24 protein-coding genes are annotated in these 20,335 nt (G+C 32.6%); 14 read left to right on the top strand and 10 right to left on the bottom strand.

The window, feature by feature from the left end; all coding sequences use genetic code 11:
• Window positions 1-104: 104 nt before the first annotated feature.
• The 8 genes from SJY34_RS01055 (at window position 105) to SJY34_RS01020 (ending at window position 6,134) form a co-directional block, all read left to right on the top strand.
• Window positions 105-872, top strand: coding sequence for a ParA family protein (locus SJY34_RS01055; protein WP_400078093.1), 768 nt, complete (start codon window positions 105-107; stop codon window positions 870-872).
• Window positions 872-1,774 carry a ParB/RepB/Spo0J family partition protein gene (locus SJY34_RS01050; RefSeq protein WP_400078091.1) on the top strand — a complete coding sequence of 301 codons (903 nt, stop codon included), beginning with the start codon at window positions 872-874 and terminating at the stop codon, window positions 1,772-1,774. The genes SJY34_RS01055 and SJY34_RS01050 overlap by 1 nt, the downstream gene beginning before the upstream one ends.
• Window positions 1,764-2,369, top strand: coding sequence for a DUF5683 domain-containing protein (locus tag SJY34_RS01045; protein ID WP_400078089.1), 606 nt, complete (start codon window positions 1,764-1,766; stop codon window positions 2,367-2,369). The genes SJY34_RS01050 and SJY34_RS01045 overlap by 11 nt, the downstream gene beginning before the upstream one ends.
• A 90-nt stretch (window positions 2,370-2,459) precedes the next feature.
• Window positions 2,460-3,164, top strand: a complete 705-nt coding sequence (gene dapB, locus SJY34_RS01040) for a 4-hydroxy-tetrahydrodipicolinate reductase (protein ID WP_400078087.1) — start codon at window positions 2,460-2,462, stop codon at window positions 3,162-3,164.
• 13 nt (window positions 3,165-3,177) lie between these two features.
• Window positions 3,178-3,534, top strand: coding sequence for a four helix bundle protein (locus tag SJY34_RS01035; protein WP_400078085.1), 357 nt, complete (start codon window positions 3,178-3,180; stop codon window positions 3,532-3,534).
• Between the two features lie 35 nt (window positions 3,535-3,569).
• Entirely contained in the window at window positions 3,570-5,183 is a 1,614-nt protein-coding gene (gene lepB / locus SJY34_RS01030) for a signal peptidase I (RefSeq protein WP_400078083.1), read from the top strand.
• Window positions 5,184-5,209: 26 nt separating this feature from the next.
• On the top strand, window positions 5,210-5,821 hold the full coding sequence (locus SJY34_RS01025) for a WbqC family protein (protein WP_400078082.1): 612 nt from the start codon (window positions 5,210-5,212) through the stop codon (window positions 5,819-5,821).
• A gap of 4 nt (window positions 5,822-5,825) precedes the next feature.
• Entirely contained in the window at window positions 5,826-6,134 is a 309-nt protein-coding gene (locus tag SJY34_RS01020) for a DUF6122 family protein (RefSeq protein WP_400078080.1), read from the top strand.
• Here SJY34_RS01020 and SJY34_RS01015 read toward each other — a convergent pair.
• The 7 genes from SJY34_RS01015 to SJY34_RS00985 all read right to left on the bottom strand — a co-directional run bounded on the left by SJY34_RS01015 (window position 6,126) and on the right by SJY34_RS00985 (window position 12,468).
• Window positions 6,126-7,151, bottom strand: coding sequence for an endonuclease/exonuclease/phosphatase family protein (locus SJY34_RS01015; protein ID WP_400078078.1), 1,026 nt, complete (start codon window positions 7,149-7,151; stop codon window positions 6,126-6,128). The genes SJY34_RS01020 and SJY34_RS01015 overlap by 9 nt on opposite strands.
• A 41-nt stretch (window positions 7,152-7,192) precedes the next feature.
• Window positions 7,193-8,059, bottom strand: coding sequence for a rhomboid family intramembrane serine protease (locus SJY34_RS01010; RefSeq protein ID WP_400078076.1), 867 nt, complete (start codon window positions 8,057-8,059; stop codon window positions 7,193-7,195).
• Between the two features lie 2 nt (window positions 8,060-8,061).
• On the bottom strand, window positions 8,062-8,814 hold the full coding sequence (locus SJY34_RS01005) for a rhomboid family intramembrane serine protease (RefSeq protein WP_400078074.1): 753 nt from the start codon (window positions 8,812-8,814) through the stop codon (window positions 8,062-8,064).
• Window positions 8,815-8,817: 3 nt separating this feature from the next.
• Window positions 8,818-10,677 carry a DNA mismatch repair endonuclease MutL gene (gene mutL, locus SJY34_RS01000; RefSeq protein WP_400078072.1) on the bottom strand — a complete coding sequence of 620 codons (1,860 nt, stop codon included), beginning with the start codon at window positions 10,675-10,677 and terminating at the stop codon, window positions 8,818-8,820.
• The gene (locus SJY34_RS00995) at window positions 10,677-10,964 is read right to left on the bottom strand and encodes a hypothetical protein (protein WP_400078070.1); all 288 of its coding nucleotides are present in this window, start codon (window positions 10,962-10,964) and stop codon (window positions 10,677-10,679) included. Before SJY34_RS00995 ends, mutL begins: the two co-directional genes overlap by 1 nt.
• 229 nt (window positions 10,965-11,193) lie before the next feature.
• Complete coding sequence (gene ribH, locus SJY34_RS00990; RefSeq protein ID WP_400078068.1) at window positions 11,194-11,700, bottom strand: 6,7-dimethyl-8-ribityllumazine synthase; 507 nt, start codon at window positions 11,698-11,700, stop codon at window positions 11,194-11,196.
• Between the two features lie 3 nt (window positions 11,701-11,703).
• Window positions 11,704-12,468, bottom strand: coding sequence for a tol-pal system YbgF family protein (locus tag SJY34_RS00985; protein WP_400078066.1), 765 nt, complete (start codon window positions 12,466-12,468; stop codon window positions 11,704-11,706).
• Between the two features lie 297 nt (window positions 12,469-12,765).
• On the opposite strand from SJY34_RS00985, the gene recF reads away from it, so the two are divergent.
• The 6 genes from recF to SJY34_RS00955 all read left to right on the top strand — a co-directional run bounded on the left by recF (window position 12,766) and on the right by SJY34_RS00955 (window position 18,060).
• Complete coding sequence (gene recF / locus SJY34_RS00980; protein WP_400078064.1) at window positions 12,766-13,845, top strand: DNA replication/repair protein RecF; 1,080 nt, start codon at window positions 12,766-12,768, stop codon at window positions 13,843-13,845.
• Window positions 13,842-14,327 carry a lipocalin family protein gene (locus SJY34_RS00975; protein WP_400078062.1) on the top strand — a complete coding sequence of 162 codons (486 nt, stop codon included), beginning with the start codon at window positions 13,842-13,844 and terminating at the stop codon, window positions 14,325-14,327. Before recF ends, SJY34_RS00975 begins: the two co-directional genes overlap by 4 nt.
• A 29-nt stretch (window positions 14,328-14,356) precedes the next feature.
• On the top strand, window positions 14,357-14,653 hold the full coding sequence (locus SJY34_RS00970; protein ID WP_400078060.1) for a DUF721 domain-containing protein: 297 nt from the start codon (window positions 14,357-14,359) through the stop codon (window positions 14,651-14,653).
• A 112-nt stretch (window positions 14,654-14,765) separates the two neighbouring features.
• The gene (locus tag SJY34_RS00965) at window positions 14,766-15,248 is read left to right on the top strand and encodes a CIA30 family protein (RefSeq protein ID WP_400078058.1); all 483 of its coding nucleotides are present in this window, start codon (window positions 14,766-14,768) and stop codon (window positions 15,246-15,248) included.
• 38 nt (window positions 15,249-15,286) lie between these two features.
• Window positions 15,287-17,704 carry a penicillin acylase family protein gene (locus SJY34_RS00960; RefSeq protein WP_400078056.1) on the top strand — a complete coding sequence of 806 codons (2,418 nt, stop codon included), beginning with the start codon at window positions 15,287-15,289 and terminating at the stop codon, window positions 17,702-17,704.
• Window positions 17,704-18,060 carry a hypothetical protein gene (locus SJY34_RS00955; protein ID WP_400078055.1) on the top strand — a complete coding sequence of 119 codons (357 nt, stop codon included), beginning with the start codon at window positions 17,704-17,706 and terminating at the stop codon, window positions 18,058-18,060. The genes SJY34_RS00960 and SJY34_RS00955 overlap by 1 nt, the downstream gene beginning before the upstream one ends.
• 8 nt (window positions 18,061-18,068) lie before the next feature.
• Here SJY34_RS00955 and SJY34_RS00950 read toward each other — a convergent pair whose 3' ends face one another.
• From SJY34_RS00950 to SJY34_RS00940, 3 genes are all read right to left on the bottom strand, one after another.
• On the bottom strand, window positions 18,069-18,500 hold the full coding sequence (locus tag SJY34_RS00950) for a hypothetical protein (protein ID WP_400078053.1): 432 nt from the start codon (window positions 18,498-18,500) through the stop codon (window positions 18,069-18,071).
• A 65-nt stretch (window positions 18,501-18,565) separates the two neighbouring features.
• The gene (locus SJY34_RS00945) at window positions 18,566-19,267 is read right to left on the bottom strand and encodes a tetratricopeptide repeat protein (RefSeq protein WP_400078051.1); all 702 of its coding nucleotides are present in this window, start codon (window positions 19,265-19,267) and stop codon (window positions 18,566-18,568) included.
• 95 nt (window positions 19,268-19,362) lie between these two features.
• Window positions 19,363-20,298 carry a peptidylprolyl isomerase gene (locus SJY34_RS00940; protein WP_400078050.1) on the bottom strand — a complete coding sequence of 312 codons (936 nt, stop codon included), beginning with the start codon at window positions 20,296-20,298 and terminating at the stop codon, window positions 19,363-19,365.
• Window positions 20,299-20,335 lie beyond the last annotated feature (37 nt).

Raw genomic sequence — 20,335 nt, 5'->3', positions numbered from 1 at the left:
AGCAGCCTTATGGCTGCTTTTCTTTATTTACAATGTTAACAACTTCAATTTCCTAAACTCACAAATAATCGTATTTTTAAACCCTCTTAAAACCAAATCATTTAATGGGTAAAATCATTGCTATTGCTAATCAAAAAGGAGGAGTTGGTAAAACCACGACCTCAGTCAATTTAGCCGCTTCTCTTGGCGTACTAGAGAAGAACGTCCTACTTATAGATGCAGATCCTCAAGCCAATGCTAGTTCTGGCTTAGGTATAGATGTTGATGCTGTAGAAATAGGCTCATATCAGGTATTAGAACACACGGCTGAAGCTAAAGATGCCATTGTGTCTTCAAATGCTCCCAACGTTGATGTTATACCTGCGCATATAGATCTTGTCGCCATCGAAATTGAACTTGTGGATAAAGATGAGCGTGAATATATGCTGAAGAAAGCAATCGAAGAGCTAAAATCGCAATATGATTATATCCTAATTGATTGCGCACCTTCCTTAGGCTTGTTAACATTGAACGCTTTAACAGCTTCAGATTCAGTAATCATACCAATTCAATGTGAATATTTTGCACTCGAAGGTCTAGGCAAACTGTTAAATACTATTAAAAGTGTACAAAAGATACATAATGAAGCGTTAGATATTGAAGGCTTACTTTTAACTATGTTCGATTCGCGTTTACGCTTATCGAATCAAGTCGTAGAAGAAGTTCAAAAACATTTTACAGATATGGTTTTTGATACTATTATACAACGAAATGTGAGATTAGGAGAAGCTCCAAGTTATGGTGAAAGTATTATTAACTATGATGTAAGCAGTAAAGGTGCAGCCAATTATTTGAGCCTAGCCAAAGAGCTGATTAAGAAAAATGAATTATAATGGCGAAGGCAACAAAAAAACAGGCATTAGGAAGAGGACTTTCCGCCTTGTTGAAAGATCCCGAAAACGATATTAAATCTGCAGAAGATAAAAACGCGGACAAGGTGGTTGGCAATATTGTTGAACTCGATATTGAAAGTATAGAGGTCAACCCTTTTCAACCAAGAACCAATTTTAATGAAGAATCATTGCGAGAATTGGCGTCCTCAATTAGAGAACTTGGTGTTATACAACCTATAACCGTAAGAAAATTAGCTTTTAATAAATATCAACTCGTCTCTGGTGAACGTCGTTTTAGAGCCTCTAAATTAATTGGTTTAGAAGCTATTCCTGCATACATAAGAATTGCCAACGACCAAGAGTCCTTAGAAATGGCATTGGTTGAAAATATTCAACGCCAGGATTTAGATCCAATAGAAATTGCATTATCATATCAACGTTTAATTGATGAAATTAATTTAACACAAGAGCAAATGAGTGAACGCGTAGGTAAAAAACGTTCTACCATTGCTAATTATTTGCGTTTATTAAAATTAGATCCGATAATTCAGACCGGAATGCGAGATGGCTTTATTAGCATGGGTCATGGAAGAGCAATGGTAAATATTGAAAGCCAAATTGACCAACTTGAGGTTTATGAAAAAATTATCAGCAATAAATTATCAGTTAGAGCTACTGAGCAATTGGTAAAAAATCTTAATTCTAATGCACCACAAGACTCAGAAAGTAGTTCTTCTGAAATTCCGAAATACATAAGAAAAGGAGTTAAAGAATTCTCAGAATACTTTGGGCACAAAATAGACGTTAAAGTAGCTAAGAATGGAAGTGGTAAAATTACCATCCCGTTTCATTCTGAAGAAGATTTTAACCGAATTAAAAAATTAGTGCAAAGTGCTAAATAAACGTTTTTACAGTCTTTTACTGTGCTTATTTTCAGTATTATTATCCTTTTCTCAAAAGGATAAAGACAGTACAAGTATCGCCGTAGATAAAGAAATTATTCTCGTAGATGAAAACGCACTTACTAAAAAAGAAATAGATCCACTTAGACCTTCTAAAGCCGCTTTTCTATCTGCTATTTTACCTGGATTAGGACAAGCATACAATAAAAAGTATTGGAAAATACCTTTAGCCATAGGAGGTGTTGGAGCAGGTATTTATTTTTATATTAGAAACGATCGACAATTCGATAGATATAGAGGTGCTTACAAAAGACGTTTAGCTGGTTTTAAGGACGATGAATTCTATGGTGATGGTAATACACAAATAATATCTGATGACGGCCTTATTAGGGCACAAGAACAATTTAGACGCAACAAAGAAATTTCGCTATTGGTTACTATTGGGATTTATGCGTTAAATATTATTGATGCCAATGTAGATGCACATTTACTTCAATTCAATGTTGATGAAAATTTGAGCTTAAGTCCGCATTACCAATACAACCAAATGGAAAACACTACAGATTTAGGAGTAACTGTAAATTTTAAATTTTAATATGAAACGAGCCAGTTCAAAATTTTATCATTCAACAAAATGAATAATAGCGAACTGCATGTGACAACTATAAACAATAAATATAAACACATGAATATAGCTTTACTAGGTTATGGCAGAATGGGCAGAAGTATAGAGGCGATTGCCATAAATCGTAATCATACCATTACTTTAAAAATATCTGATACGGATGAAAATTACAACTTTTCAAATACTGATGTTGCTATAGACTTCAGTATACCCTCAGTTGCCGTTTTTAATATCAAAAAAGCTTTAGATGCTGGTGTTCCTGTTATTTCTGGTACCACAGGTTGGTTAAGTCAATATGATGACGTTCTAGACTATTGTAAAGAAAAAGATGGTACTTTTTTATATGCTTCAAATTTTAGTTTAGGAGTCAACATTTTTTTTGAAATCAATAAGAGATTAAGTCAATTAATGGCCGGTCTTCCAGAATATACTACTGAAATAGAAGAAATTCATCATACCAAAAAGCTAGACGCGCCAAGTGGCACTGCGATTACACTCGCAGAACATATCGTCGAGCATACCAAATACAATAATTGGACATTGGAACAACCTAAGTCTGATGAAATTCATATTGAAGCCAAACGTGTTGAAGGTGTTCCTGGTACTCATGAAATTACTTATAATTCTGAAATCGATTCCATTAGCATTAATCACACAGCGCATAGTAGACAAGGATTTGCTATGGGAGCCGTTATTGCTGCAGAATGGATAAAAGATAAAAAAGGTGTGTTTAGCATGAAAGATGTGTTAGATATTAATGTTTAATTTTGAATGAATAATGAAGAATGACCTTAAAGATCGAACAAAATTGTTTGCACACAACACTATAAAATTAGTTGCCCAATTACCAAATGACTATTTATCTAATCATATAAAAAAGCAACTTATTAGGTGCGCAACATCAGTCGCAGCAAATTACAGAGCCACTTGTATTGCACAATCGAAACGAAGTTTTATCTCTAAAATAAGTATTGTAGTTGAAGAAATAGACGAAAGCCATTTTTGGTTAGAATTTATAATTGATGAAAAACTTTTACCTTCAGACAATTGTAAATCTTTGTTAAATGAAGCAGATGAATTGACAAGAATTTTTATTTCATCAAGAAAAACTGCAAATTTGAACCTTACTAATTAATCAATTGTCATTAGACAATTATCATTTATACTATTATGAACTGGACACAGTGGTTTATCTTTTTAATTATTTTACAGGTTATTCATGGTCTAGGCACATGGAAACTGTATGTTAAAGCTGGCAGAAAAGCTTGGGAAGCATTTGTTCCTGTTTATAATGCTGTAGTATTAATGAAGATTATATCTCGTCCTTGGTGGTGGGTTATTTTAATGTTTTTACCTATTGTAAACCTTATTATGATTCCTGCGGCTTGGGTAGAGACTGCAAGAGCTTTCGGTAAAGACACCAAACTAGATTCACTTTTATGTATAGTAACATTAGGTTTTTATCTTTATTACTTAAATTACATTGCAGATGTTAACTATATTGAAAACAGAAAGTTAAAACCAAAAACATCTGCTGGTGAATGGATTACCTCTATCCTGTTCGCAATTGTTGCAGCGACTATTGTGCACACCTATTTCTTTCAACCTTTTGTAATTCCTTCTTCTTCTTTAGAAAAATCATTGCTAGTTGGTGATTTCCTTATTGTAAGTAAGTTACATTATGGTCCTAGAGCACCAATGACAACTGTTGGAGCACCAATGGTACATGATACGATACCAGTTATTGGAAAAAAATCATATTTATATAACGACAACTTTGAAGAACGAAAAACCTCATGGATCAATAAACTTCAGTTACCCTATTTTAGGTTGCCTGGTTTTGAAACTATAGAGCGTAACGATATTATAGTATTTAATCAGCCAGCGGACACCTTGTTGGATATGAATAAATTTACACCTGATCGTAATTATTATAAACCTATAGATAAGAAAACTAATCTCGTTAAACGCTGTGTAGGAGTTGCAGGTGACACTTTAGAGATTAGAAATGGTTATGTATTTATTAATGGTGTTCAAAACAAATTACCTCCAAGGTCTCATTTACAATTCTCTTACGAGGTGTCTTTGGATAAACCTCACACAACACAAGGAGATCAGAATCGATTTTTCGAACTATTGAAAAAAATTGATATAACTGATAGAAATATATTAATTGCTAACGATAAGTACATCATTTCTGCAGCTACCAAAGAAGCTATTGCACAATTAAAAATTCAGCCAAATATAAAAAGTATAGAACCTATAAAAAGTGCTCCTGGTGAAAACGGCAATATTTTCCCTAGAACTGCTAATTACAATTGGAACGTCGATAATTTTGGGCCAATATGGATTCCAAAAGCTGGAGCTACTGTAAACCTCGATATTGAGAATATAGCGCTTTATAAGCGCGCTATTGGTGAATACGAAGACCATAACATAGTTACTAGAGGTAATCAAATATTTATTGACGACCAACCTGCTACATCTTACACTTTTAAACAAGATTATTATTGGGCTATGGGTGATAATAGACACAATTCTATAGACAGTAGGTATTGGGGATTTGTACCTTATAATCATGTCTTTGGAAAACCTGTATTTATTTGGATGAGTATCGATGGTATTAACGATGGTATGAAAAATTGGAGCTTTCGTTGGGATAGAATATTTACAACGGTTAGTGGTAGTGGTGAGCGAACTTCATACTTAATTCCTTTTTTAGCACTTATTTTAGGAATCACTTTCTTTAATAAATGGAGACAGAAAAAGAAGGCTAAAACTTAACATAGCATTCTTAAATAAAAGACATCATGAATTGTCTTATACATCCAACTTATTTTCCGAATCTGGCGCATTTTGCTATTATGGTTAGTGCTGAGGTCATATATTTTGAAGTTTGTGACAATTATCAAAAACAAACCCATAGAAATAGAACCGAAATCTATGGTGCTAATGGCAAATTAGCTTTAACGGTTCCTGTTACTTATACCCAAAAGAATAGGCAACTATACAAAGATGTAAAAATTGCGAACGAAAACAACTGGCAACTACTTCATTTAAAGTCTCTACAATCTGCATATAGTATGTCACCATTTTTTGAATATTATATAGACGATTTAATGCCCTTATTTGAAAAGCAATACAATTACATACTAGATTTTAATTTAAAATGCTTTGAAATACTCAATAATTGTCTTCAATTAAATATTAGTCCTGTAGAAACATTAATTTTTGAAAAGAAACCAAAAGATAAAACTGATTTCAGAAAATTGGTGAATCGGAATTTTGAGGTAAATTCTTTTGAACCCTATACTCAAGTTTTTACTGAGAAAAATGGTTTTATTTCTAATCTCAGTATTTTAGACGTGTTGTTTAATCAAGGCCCAAATACAAAGTTATATTTGAAAAAACAAAATCTCTAATTGTATGCTCCAACCAATGGTTCATTACAGCATACACTTTGGCTTGCCTTTGGTAATTGCTCTTATATTCTTTAAGGGACATTGGCTAAAGGCATATGGAATTATGATTTTGGGTATGTTGATAGATTTAGATCATTTATTAGCTAATCCAATTTTTGACCCAAATCGTTGTAGTATAAATTTTCATCCACTCCACTCCTATTATGCAATTGCAGTTTACTTACTGTTATTGCTTCCAAAAAACACCAGACTTATTGGTTTAGGCCTGGTCATACACATTATTGCAGATATAGCCGACTGTATTTTAATGTAGTTTTAATATTGCTTTTATGGGATAATGATCTGAGAGCCTATCTTCAAAGGTCTTAAATCCATTCACAGCAAAATCTTTATGAGCTAAAATAAAATCAATGCGCAGAGGAAAGAACTTAAAATCATAAGTTTTACCAAAGCCATTACCTGCTTCTTCAAATGCATCAACCAAATCGTCACCTTTAATCTCTTTATAGATGTAAGAGTAGGCCGTGTTATTAAAATCTCCTGTAACAATTGCTTTGTGAGGAGATTTTGATTTGTGCTCTAAAAACAATTCTACCTGATCTTGCTGTCGTTTAAACGTAGAACCTACTTGTTTAAATAAATTACCTGAAGTTTCTTTTTTAAGATTTTCTACATCAGTTTGAATACCAGAAGATTGTAAATGCAACGTATATAATCTTATTGTATCTTTTTGTTTCACAATATCTACAAAAATTCCATTGTTGTAAGTATTAGGAAATTCTAATGATCCTGAATTTACTATAGGGAACTTTGAATATATTGCTTGACCCCATTTTACAGTGCGATCTACTGGAAATGCATTATAGTTATAGTAGCCATCTAAAACAATTGGATCACCTGTACGATATTCTTGTAAACACAATAAATCTGGTTGTTCACTTTTAATTAAATTAATAATTTCTTCCTTAACGGTTTTACTTGGAAGCCATTCAAATTTGTTAAACAGTCTTACATTAAAAGACATCACAGATATATTATCAGCATCTTCAATGTTCTTGGATGATGAAAACTTATACATGGAACTGATGTAATTCCAACCCAAAAGCAATACAACTAAAGATAAAATCAATTGCTTTTTAACTCTTAATAACCAATAAATAAAGAAAATTACATTAAGTAAAATTAAGAGAGGTACACTTAAACTCAGAACAGACAAGGTTGCAAAACTCTTTGGCGGAATATAAGGCAACACATAAGAAACAAGCAGTAAGAATGCCACCAACGAATTGATAATGAACACAATCTTACTACCAAATTTTAAATTCTTCATATGTGTTTTTTAATACTTCTGGACAAGAACAGAAATTCTAATTACTCACCTGCCTTAAAAAGAAACTCTTTCTCATCAGCTGAGAGACTCTCATAACCACTTTTGCTGATTTTATCGAGGATTAAATCTATCTTCTTTTGTTTGTTAAGCTTATCAAACTCATCTTTGGACTTACCAGCATATTTACCTTTTCCTTTTTTTCGATGTACTGTTTTTAAAGTTGATTTTGGCTGAAACCAGCTCACAACTCTATCCATTATTCGCTCAAATCCTGTGCCAATATCTTTTCCTTCTTTTAATTTTATAGCATAAAAATAGCCTAGAAGTGCACCACCAAGATGTGCTACATTACCACCTTGATTTGTACCAAAAAGTCCTAGGATATTTATTAACACTATAGCCATTGCAATATATTTAAGCTTTATATTCACAACTAATACTCTAACTTCTGTTTCTGGCATATATACACCAAGAAAAATCAACATAGCATTTATACCTGCAGAAGCACCAACCAATGGTTGAGCATTAATAATAAATCCTCTAGGAAAAACATTATAAACGAGGAGAAAAGCTAAACCACCGACTATGATTCCTAAGAAGTAAATGTTTAATGCCATTTTAGGTCGAAACAGATTCAATAACATTCTTGATATATAATATAAAATCAGAAGGTTAAAAAGGATATGAAAAAATCCATAATGAGCAAATCCGTAGGTAATCAGTGACCAAGGTTTCCACAAAAATTGAGAAAAGTCTGATGGCAAGCTTAAATAAGATAAAGAATTACCTGTTCTTCCAAATACTTTAATCAATTGCCCAAAAATGAAAACAACAATGTTTATGGTAATAATCTTTTCAAAAACATTGAATCTATTGAACTTATATTTTAAATTTTCAAAGTCACTCATCGTTAATTCCAGCGGTATTTATCTTTTTCATTTTTCTTCCAAAAATACATAAGTAAAAACCCAGTAAGAGCACCACCTACGTGAGCCATATAAGCTGTGTTACTTGGACTAAAGAATGATTGACCTGTTAGACCAGAAAACAAATCCATTGCAATAATTGCCGGTATAAAATACTTAGCTTTAATTGGTATTGGTAAGAAAATCAACATCAATTTATTTTCTGGAAATAACATACCAAAAGCAACTAAAACACCCATGATAGCTCCAGATGCACCAACCATTGTAGAGTTAAATGCACTCAAAAAACTATCTAATTTATCCCCTAATATTGAAGTCCAGCCTGTGTTATATTTACCCTCACTCAAAACACTTACTATATCTGTTTGAGCAATTCCAGATTCAATTAGTGTTGTTAAACCAGAATTATATTGAACATACAAAAATGCTACTTGTATAATTGCTGCACCAAATCCTGAAAGCAAATAAAAAATCAAAAATTTCTTCCATCCAAAAACCTGCTCTACAGCTGTTCCAAACATCCAAAGCGCAAACATATTGAAGAGAATATGCATAACATCTCCATGCATAAACATATGTGTTAGCACTTGCCAAGGCTGAAACAATGGGTTTTTAGGAAAATATAATGCAAACCATTGATAAAATGCTTCACCATTTCCAATAGCTAAAGTTCCAATAAACATCAACACATTTATAATCAATAAATGCTTCACCGCATCAGTAATTCCTTGTCTCATACTCTACATAAATTTTTTCTCAATATCATCAACTTTCATAGTGACAAATGTTGGTCTATTGGTTGGTGATACGCTAGGTTCCTTACAGGCGAACAAACTATTTACCATATGTTCTTGCTCTGTACTATTTAATGGTTGTCCATTCTTAATTGCTAAACTCTTTGCCATAGATTTTGCTAATAAATCTGTAGCACTAAAATTAGCATCTGGCACATCATTTTCTACATCGCTAATTAGCTGCTCCAAAATAATGGACACTTCACTTTCTGGTACTCCAACAGGTACACCAGTTATTATAATTTCATTTTCATTTAATTCTGAAAACACGAAGCCTGTATGCTCCAAATCTGATTTTAATTCTCCGATAATTTTAGTTTCATTAGGCGTAAAATGTAATTGTAACGGAAATAATAATTGCTGGCTAGTCGCTTCTTTTATCGTAATATGCTTTAAAAAATTCTCGTACAATATGCGTTGATGTGCTCTATTCTGGTCGATAATTAGCATGCCAGATTTTAGAGTACTTACAATATACCTCTGTTGTAATTGAAATGTCGTTTTTGAACTTTCTATGGAAGCATCCTTAAAAATAGATTCATTTTTAGTGTCACTTTCAAACGTTACTTGACTAAAATCCTCTTGAGAATTATTGCCTTTAGATTCTAAACCCACGTATAAACTTTCCCATGATGCAGTAGGAGCTTGTTTAAAACGTGTTCGTTGTACCATGGTTTGTTTTCCTTCGATTTTATCTTCAGAAAACGGATTAAAATGGCTATCTACTTCAATTGCTGGTGTTGAAGCCGTTTTATCTTTATAATTATATGGAGTGTTGAAACTGCTCTGATGTTCAAAATCTAAAACTGGTGCAATATTAAATTGTCCTAAACTATGTTTAACAGCTGAGCGTAAAATAGCATATAAAGTATGTTCATCATCAAACTTAATTTCAGTTTTTGTAGGATGAATATTAATATCTATCGTTTTAGGATCTACAGTCAGGTTCAAAAAATAACTTGGATGATAACCATCTTTGAGCAAACCTTCAAAAGCAGCATTAATTGCATGATTTAAATAAGGACTCTTTATAAAACGCTGGTTAACAAAAAAGAATTGTTCTGACTTTGTCTTTTTTGAAAATTCTGGCTTACCAACAAACCCAGAAATCTTAAGTACCTCAGTTTCCTCCTCAACTGGCACTAATTTTTCATTGGTTTTTGCGCCAAATATATGCACCACACGTTGTCTGTAATTTTCATTTGGCACATTAAATAAATCACTGCCATTATGATAAAAGGCAAAAGCAATATTAGGATGTGCCAATGCCACACGATGAAATTCGTCCGTAATATGTCGTAATTCTACTGTGTCTGATTTTAAAAAATTACGTCTTGCAGGAATATTAAAAAATAAATTCTTAACAGCAACAGAAGTTCCTGTTGGAGTTACTGAAACTTCTTGAGATTTTACTGCACTTCCTTCAATCTCAATCGCAGTTCCTAACTCATCTTCTGCTCGCTTAGTTTTTAATTCTACATGAGCGATTGCAGCAATACTGGCCAAAGCTTCACCTCTAAAACCTTTGGTATTTAATTGAAATAAGTCTTCTGCTGATTTTATTTTTGAAGTGGCATGACGCTCAAAACTGAGTCTTGCATCAGTAATACTCATGCCTTTGCCGTTATCTATAACCTGCACTAAAGTTTTACCAGCATTTTTAACAATGAGTTTTATTTCAGTAGCGTCAGCATCAATAGCATTTTCTAACAATTCTTTAACTACAGAAGCTGGTCGTTGCACTACCTCACCTGCTGCAATTTGGTTAGCAACATGATCTGGTAAAAGTTGAATAATATCTGTCATTAGAAAACTACAAGATCCAAATAACTTAAAGCAACATAGGCAGCAGTAAGAAGAAAAGCTAAAATGACTAAGAACCTTATTCTAGAATTTTTATTACTCTGAATTTTACTGTTTTGTTTCCATTCGTCTCTAAAGTTTGTTCTATTGAATCTTTTACCTTTATTATCATCTTCTATTAACCCATGCTTCTTTTTCAAATTATCCATGCGCTCTTTCCTTTCGTCGTAGTAACGTGGAGTATAATTATATCTTTTGTTCTTATTCTGTTTGAAAAATGTTGAAAACATAGCTTAAGGATTTAATCAAAGTTACTGAAAATACTAGGAAGTCTAGTTTAAGACTTCGTTAAAATTATCAACAAAAAGGATGCCAAGGTTTGGTGTTTGTTGTTTGGTGTTTGGTGTTTGGTGTTTGGTGTTTGGTGTTTGGTGTTTGGTAAAATATTAATTGCTTCCCAATACTTTAACTATTAGTACAATCAACTTTTAGCCAACAACCATCAACTAAAAACACCAACTATTTCGTTTGCTTTCTCAAATCTGCCATTTTTATAGCAGCAATTGCGGCTTCCGTACCTTTATTACCGTGTTTACCACCAGAACGATCAATGGATTGTTGCATAGTATTATCCGTAAGTACGCAGAAAACAACAGGGATTTCACCTTTGAGATTTAAGTCTTTAATACCTTGAGTGACGCCTTCGCAAACAAAATCGAAATGTTTAGTTTCACCTTGGATAACACATCCAATTACAATAATAGCATCTAACATTCCTGAATCTGCATAAATACTTTTACTCATTCTGGCAGCACCATAAGTGAGCTCAAAAGTACCTGGCACATTCCAACGTACAATATTTTGTTTTATCGCTCCACAATCTATAAGGGCATCAAAAGCACCTTGCCACAAACCTTCGGTAATTTTATCATTCCATTCTGAAACAACAATCCCAAACCGAAAGTCTTTCGCGTTTGGGATTGTTGCTTTATCGTAATTCGATAAATTATGATTTGCCGTAGCCATAGTTTATAAGCTTGCTTCTACTTGTCCGATTAAAACATCAGTCTGACTTGCTTCAGTCGATGCCGAGAATTCAGATTTAATTCTTTTTAAATATTCTAGAGCTTTATCATTCTGTCCTAAATCAATTGCAACACGTGCAGCTTTCAATAAGTACATTGGAGTTGTAAACTCATTTACGTTAGCTTTAAATGCTTTCTCGTAATACTCTAAACCTTTATCTAACTGTTCTAATTGTACAAAAGCATCACCAATTCCTCCCTTAGCGATAGGGCCTAACATTTTATCATCACTAGAAAAATCATCTAAGTACGCAATAGCATTTTCGTAGTCTTTCAAATTTAAATAAGAAATACCTGCATAGTAATTTGCAAGGTTAGCAGCAGGAGAACCACTATATTCTTTGGCAATATCTACCATACCATACTTACCTTCTCCTCCATCTATAGCCATTCGGTAGAGTGAATCTGATGAAATACCACTAGCGGCATCATCAAAATACTTTTTAGCTGTGTACATTTCGTTCATAGCTTCTTTTTGCTGAGGCTCAGCAATAAATTTATTATATCCTAAATATGCTAAAACCACTAAAGCAACAGCTCCAACTACACCAAAAATGTATTTCTGGTTCTTAACGACCCATTCTTCAGTTTTAGAAGCTCCTTCATCTAAAGTATTAAATACCTCAGCAGTTGTTGAGTTTTCTTCAACTATTTCTTCCTTCTCTTTTTTCGTTTTTGGTTTGTAGCCTCTTTTCTTATACGTTGCCATAAATTGTCATTTTGTGCGTGCGCAAAAATAAAATTTTTATTGGATTAAACACCAATTCTGCATTAAAAATACAAAGCAAAAATTGCTCTTTTTCCTTTATACTTTAAAATAATAAAAAACCATAGTGATACTATGCTTTGGTATTATTATTCGTCTAAAGAAAAAATACCTGCTTTTTCTGTTATTATTTTTAAAACAGAAATGATGTAAGCCTATTTATTTGTTATTTTTGAATAATTTTTGACCCCTTAAAATGCTTTACCACATCACTAAAATAAGGTAAACCATTAAACTTTTATGAATCTAAACACACTATCTTTAGTTAATTATAAAAATTTTGAAAGTCAGGTTTTTGATTTCGACGCCAAAATCAACTGCTTTGTTGGTGCAAATGGTATCGGAAAAACCAATGCTTTAGATGCTATTTATCATTTAGCTTTTGGTAAAAGTTATTTTAATCCTATTGCACTGCAAAACATCAATCATAATGCAGAATTTTTTGTTGTTGATGGTAATTTTTCTAAAAATGAGCGTACTGAAAAAATTATTGTTTCATTAAAAAGAGGCCAGAAAAAAATCATTAAACGTAATGGTAAAGCTTATGAGAAGTTCAGTGAGCACATTGGGTTTATTCCACTAGTTATTATTTCGCCAGCAGATCGTAATTTAATTATTGAAGGTAGTGATACAAGAAGAAAATTCATAGATAGTGTGATCTCGCAAAGCGATAAAACCTATTTATCAGAACTAATTAATTACAACAAAGCTTTAGCACAACGCAATGCTCTTCTAAAATATTTTGCATTGAACAATACTTTTAATGCAGATACTCTCGCTATATACAATGAACAACTACATTCTTATGGTACTGAGATATTTAAAAAAAGAGATGCTTTTTTAAAAACTTTCATTCCGATTTTTAAACAGCGATACGAAGCTATAAGCCAAAGTAAAGAAGTCATAGATTTAAAATATAAAAGTGATTTATTTAATGGCCAACTAAAAGATTTATTAGACAAAAACGTCAATAAAGATAAGGCTTTGCAATATTCTAGCGTTGGCACACACAAAGATGATTTAGTATTTTTAATTGATGATTTTCCTATTAAAAAATTTGGAAGTCAAGGGCAACAAAAGTCATTTTTAATCGCTCTGAAATTGGCGCAATTCGACTTTATAAAACAACAAAGTGGTGTCTCTCCTATTTTACTTCTAGACGATATTTTTGATAAACTAGATGAAAACAGAGTAGCACAGATAATTAGTTTGGTAGATGACGACCATTTTGGGCAAATTTTTATCAGCGATACGCATGCTGAACGGACAGAAGATGTAATAAAACAAATACATCAATCATATAAAATTTTCAAATTATGAAAAACTTTATTGTCATTGCGAAGCAGACTTTTTCTGTCTGCTGTGGCAATCTCTTAAATTTGAAGCACATACTTCTTGTTATTATTTCGCTCTCATTATATAGTTGCTCTAAAAATCCTGAAACTCATATTCAACATATAGAGGGCTATTGGGAAATTACGAAAGTGACCATGTCAAATGGTGAAACAAAAGAATATCAAATTAATGAAATAATAGATTATATCAGCCTTAACGACAGTTTAAAAGGCTTTAGAAAAAAGTTGAAACCCGGCATAAATGATACCTATTTTACTTCTGATGATGCAGAAGCTTTGATAATTAAAATTGAAAATGACAGTTTAAACATTTACTATTCTACACCATACGCTAAATGGAAAGAAACTGTTTTGGAAGCCACACCTGAAAATTTACGCGTTATAAACGAAAACAAAACTATATATTTATATAAACGTTATACACCTATCAACTTAGATTTAGAATAAAAAAATATCGTTTTTCACAATAACTAAAAATGGCAAAACGCAATAACGATAATCAACCCATTGAAGACATACTAAAAGAATTTGTAAAAACAAATAATTTACAATCTGGTTTAGATAAGGTTAATGTGCGCGAAGCTTGGACAAACCTTATGGGAAATGGCGTTAATAACTACACCACAGCAATTGAGCTAAAGCACGAAACACTTTATGTACAATTAAGCAGTAGCGTATTACGTGAAGAATTGAGTTATGGCAACGAAAAAATCGTAAAAATGCTCAATGAAGCTATCGGTAAAGACGTTGTAAAAAAATTAGTGCTTCGTTAAACATCTAGTTTATTAATGTTTTCTAAAAACACTTTCGCTTGTTTTGAGTCTGTCGTATCTTTATAAAATGACCGTTTTCAAAACCATTATTCTAATTTTTATCATTCAAAATATGACGATTTTTAACTTTACCTCAGATAGTGATATTTCTAATTGGAAAATACTAGATGATGTTGTAATGGGAGGCCGTTCAGATGGTGATTTTAAAATCAATGCTGAAGGACATGGAGAATTTTCTGGTAAAGTTTCTTTAGAAAATAATGGTGGGTTTTCATCTCTACGCTACTATTTTGAATCCTTAAATACAGAAAACTATTCAAAATTTGTTATAAAACTTAAAGGTGATGGCAAGTCTTATCAATTTAGAGTGAAGGATAAACGCAATAATCGCCATTCATATATCTATAAATTTGATACCACTGAAGACTGGCAAAAAATTGAAATTCCATTTTCAGAAATGTATGCTTCATTTAGAGGTTATAAATTAGATATTCCAAATTTTAATGGAGACCAAATGGAAGAAATCGCTTTCTTAATCGGAAACAAAAAAGCTGAAAGCTTTCAACTTCTTATTGATACTATTTCATTAGAATAATATTTGGTACTTTTAGAATTTGTTTCTAATTCCACTTCATGAAATATTTTAAACTTATCCTATCACTAGTCTTAACAATAGGAATATTTTTTGCGCTCAATACCAAGTTTGGTTCTATTCCACCTATTGGAAAATTTTTAAATCCATATACTGGAGTCTGGCAAAATGAAACTGACGAATCAATATCTGGGGAGGTTTCTATTCCTGAATTAAAAGATAAAGTCACAGTGCATTACGATGCACAACTAATCCCACATGTATTTGCTCAGAACGACCTCGATTTATACCGAGCACAGGGCTATTTGACAGCAAAACATAGATTGTGGCAAATGGAATTTCAGACCTATGCAGCAGCAGGTCGTTTATCAGAAATTATTGGTGAGGGAGCTCTAAATTATGACCGTCAAGAACGCAGACGTGGAATGAATTATGGCGCCGAACAAGCGCTTTTAAAAATGAAAGAGGATGAACAAACAACCGCATTTGTTCAAGCTTATGCTGATGGAGTTAACAGTTATATTAATCAGTTAGATCCAAAAGATTATCCTGTTGAATATAAATTACTAGATTATAAACCAGAAACCTGGACTCCCAAAAAAACTGCTCTACTTTTAATGTACATGACAAAAATGCTGGCTGGTGGAGATGAAGACATAGAAAACACAAATGCGTTACGACTTTTTGGTAAAGAACGTTTCGATTTATTATTTCCAGATTTCTTTGATATTACAGATCCAATTATTCCAAAGGAAACAGATTGGAGTTATATCGACGTTCCGCAAACACCAAAACCAATATCAAATAGCCAACCTGTTTTAGATTCTATTAAGGAAATTATTGATAAACCAGACCCAAATTATGGTAGTAATAATTGGGCCGTTTCTCCACAAAAATCATCTACCGGAAATGCTATCTTGGCTAACGATCCACATCTAGGACTCAATTTACCTTCCATTTGGTTTGTTATGCAATTGAGTGCCCCAAATCAGAATGCTTTTGGAGCTACATTACCAGGTGCGTTAGGAGTTATATCTGGTTTCAATCAACATATTTCTTGGGGAGAAACCAACGCTACAAGAGATGTTTTAGATTGGTATAAAATTGAATTTAACGACGATGGAACAAAATATAAATATGATGACAGCTGGAAAGACGTCACATACAGAATTGAAGAGATAAAAATAAAAGGGAAAGCTAATTATATAGATTCCATTCGTTACACACATCATGGTCCTGTAGTTTTTGATAAAAATTTTAAATCTAATAATGAAAAAAAAGGCTATGCAATGAAATGGATTGGGCACATTGGTGGTAACAATCAAAAAACATTTTTAGATCTCAATAAAAGCAAGAACTATAATGATTACGTTAAAGCTCTAAGTCATTATACAGCTCCTGCACAAAATTTCGTATTTGCATCTATAGAAGGAGATATCGCACTTTGGGTTCAAGGAAAACTTCCTAACAAATGGGAAGGTCAAGGTAAATTTTTGATGGATGGTAGTAAATCCGAAAATGACTGGCAGAGTTTTATTCCTCAAAAGTATAATGCACATACTAAAAATCCTGAGCGAGGTTTTGTAAGTTCTGCAAATCAGCACCCTGTGGATGAAGCTTATCCTTATTTTGTCTTTAATGATGGCTATGAAACTTATCGTAATCGTGTCATTAATAAGTTCTTTAATTCTAAGGATAAATTTAGTGTTAATGATTTTAAAGATTTACATAATAACAATTATAACCTCAAAGCTTCAGAACTAATGCCATATATGTTAGAAACAATGGATATTTCTGGCCTTTCAAAAGAAGAAAAAGAAATCTATGACATCGCTAAGGCATGGCAATACAATAATGATATGGATGAGATTGGTCCAAGTATTTGGAGTGCATGGTACGGCGTTTTATATAATATGGTTTGGGATGAATTTGATGCTGAAGATACCGCACTAGATGCACCTTACACATACCAAACCATTTATCTTTTAAAAACAAAAGGGGATGATCCATTTATGGACATTATAGATACACCAGAAAAAGAGACTGCTAAAGATTTATTTAAATTGAGTTTTAGTGAAGCTGTAAAAAAACTCAATACATGGAAAGCCGAAAATGGAAACCTCAATTGGGTCAACTACAAAGGGACTTTTGCTGGTCATTTATTACAAGCTTTACCAGCATTTTCAAGGTTTGATATTCCAATCGGAGGTGGAAGAAATATAGTAAATGCCACATCTGAGAATTGGGGACCTTCTTGGCGCATGATCGTGGAAATGACTTCTCCTCCAAACGCTTTAGGTATTTATCCTGGAGGACAATCTGGTAATCCTGGTAGTAAATATTATGATAATTTTATAGATGATTGGGCAGCTGGTAAATATCATAAACTTAATTTTTTACAAAGCGATACAACAATTGATGCTGTTATCGGTACGCAAACTTTAATACCAAGTAACTAATGAATAAAAATTTAATCAACTTTATTGCCACAATTATATTAGCCTATTTGTTGTCTTTGTTTATGCCTTGGTGGTCTATAATGACAGCTGCTTTTGCAACTGCTTTGTTTGTTCCATTAAAAAAAGCTGCAGTTTTCTTTGTTCCTTTTTTAGCTATCCTATTATTTTGGTTTCTCTATAGTTTTGTAATGAGTAGTGACAACGATTTTACTTTGGCTAAACGTATCGCAGTTCTCTTACCCTTAGGTGGTAATCCTTATGTATTAATGTTAGTTACTGGTATTGTTGGTGGTTTTGCTGCTGGTATTGCTGCCATTTTTGGAAAGCAGCTGAGTTTGTTGTCAAAAACTAAATAATTTAAGTATTATTTATCTTCAACCTCCACAAGCTCAAAACTTTTAGCCCAATCTATTGCAGTTTCAATATTAGTAAAACGTCTAATTTTCTTTTTAAAAAAGAGGTTTTCTATAACAGTATTTACAAAACTAACACCATTATAAGCTATAACTCCGTAGCCTTTTAAACTAAAACTATTTTTAAAAAATTTGAGCCAGTCTGTTGGTACTACAGAATAAGAGTAAATTCTGTGAGATAAATAAACTAAATTACTACCATCGCATTCAGTAAAATCTGTAACATCCTTTACTATTGGCTTAGCATGTGCTTCCCAAGAAAAACTGACACCTTCATTAATTTCGGAAATAACAAAACCATCAAAAATAAAAACATTGCCAAACTTGTAATTCATTTCCTTAAGAACTTCGCCATATAAGTTGGTTTGTTTTATACTTTGCATAAAACCAATATAGGAATTTTCTTTCTATAAAAGAGAACTAGTCTAAAAAATTTATAATCTTTTAACTACTGTACCTTAGACTTATAAGCATCTACATAGGCTTTTGCACGTTTATTCGCAGAATAAATCTCAAGAGTTTTCTTATAGTTTCTATAAGCTTCTAAACTATCCCCATTTAATAAATAAGCTTCTGCCAAACTATCAAATGCGTTAGCACTATTAGGATGCAGTGCAGCGTTTAATTTTAAGACACCTATTGCTTTTTCATATTCATGTTTTCTTATGTGCTTATAGCCCATACTATTAAAATCCCTTTCTCTTATAAATATGCTCGTTGAGTCTTGCTTCTTAATTTCTAAATAACCTGCAAGTGCTTTTTCGTAATTACCTTCTTTTAAATGTAAGCTAGGTGTTTTGTAACCTTTTGGTGCTTTTAAATAATCATAGGTAGTTTTACCATTATCACCTTCTGGAATTATAGATAAGTAACGTTCTTTAGTTTCTGGATGCTGAACAAACCAAAGCTTCTTGTACATATCTGCAACAAAAAATTCATTTTCGGCTATGGCTACAGGTTCAATTTTCCCACCTCTCCAATTTAGAAAGAGTTTATCATTTTCATAATAAACTTCAATTAAATCATCTTGATTGTAAAGGTAACTCCCAGCTGTTTCTTTTTTAAATGTTTCAGAATATTCAATATTACTAGAACAGTTAAATATTATTAAAGACAAGGTTAGCGCGAAAAGAAATGTTTTTAGTTTCATTTTGATAAAAGATTGGTTCGGTCATAGGTATAAAAAAGTCTCACCATAAGTGAGACGATTTTAATTGAATTTTGTTACTTGTATGTAGTGAAATATTAAAAACTAACATCCATCAATTCCACATCGAATACTAATGTTGCATTTGGTGGAATTACACCTCCTGCGCCAGCAGCACCATAGGCTAAATCACTAGGAATTACTAAACGTGCCTTATCACCTACATTCAATAAACAAATACCTTCATCCCAACCTGGAATTACTTGACCTACTCCAACTTGAAAATCTAAAGGTGAATTTCTTTTGTAAGATGAATCGAAAACTGTTCCGTCAGCCAATTGACCTTTATAATGCACAGATACTGTATTTCCTTTTTCAGCTTTTTTACCCTCACCTTTCTGAAGGATTTGGTAACGTAAGCCAGATTCTGTTTCATCAAAACCAGCAGCTAATTTATCTAACTCTGCTCTTGCAGCCTCACGTTCTGCAGCAATTCGCTTTTCACGAGAGCCCTCAAAAGTTCTAAAAGCTTCAATGGCATTAAATTTTTCGGCTACATCACCTTGTCTTATAATTTCTAAACTTTCAATAGTATCACCTTGAGCAACAGCATCAACAATATCTTGACCTTCTACTACATTGCCGAAAACAGTATGTTTACCATCCAACCAATCGGTTGCAATGTGCGTGATATAGAACTGACTTCCATTACTACCAGGACCAGAATTTGCCATAGCTAATACACCAGGACCATCGTGCTTTAAATCTGGATGAAACTCATCATCAAATTTATAACCAGGATGCCCTGTTCCTGTACCCTGAGGGCAACCACCTTGAATCATAAAATCTGGAATAACTCTATGGAATTTTAATCCATCATAATAAGGAGTTCCCTGTGGTTTAACAGAATTTTCTAAATTTCCTTCTGCTAATGCCACAAAATTACCTACAGTTCCTGGAGTTTTTTCAAACTCTAAGTTTACTAATATTTCTCCTTTTGAAGTGTTGAATTTTGCGTATAAACCGTCTTGCATTGTTTTGTCTTTTGTTTAAGTGCGCAAAGATACAAAC

This window comes from Winogradskyella sp. R77965 (assembly GCF_044594915.1).
Lineage (GTDB): Bacteria > Bacteroidota > Bacteroidia > Flavobacteriales > Flavobacteriaceae > Winogradskyella.
This window is presented reverse-complemented; position numbering and strand designations above follow the sequence as displayed.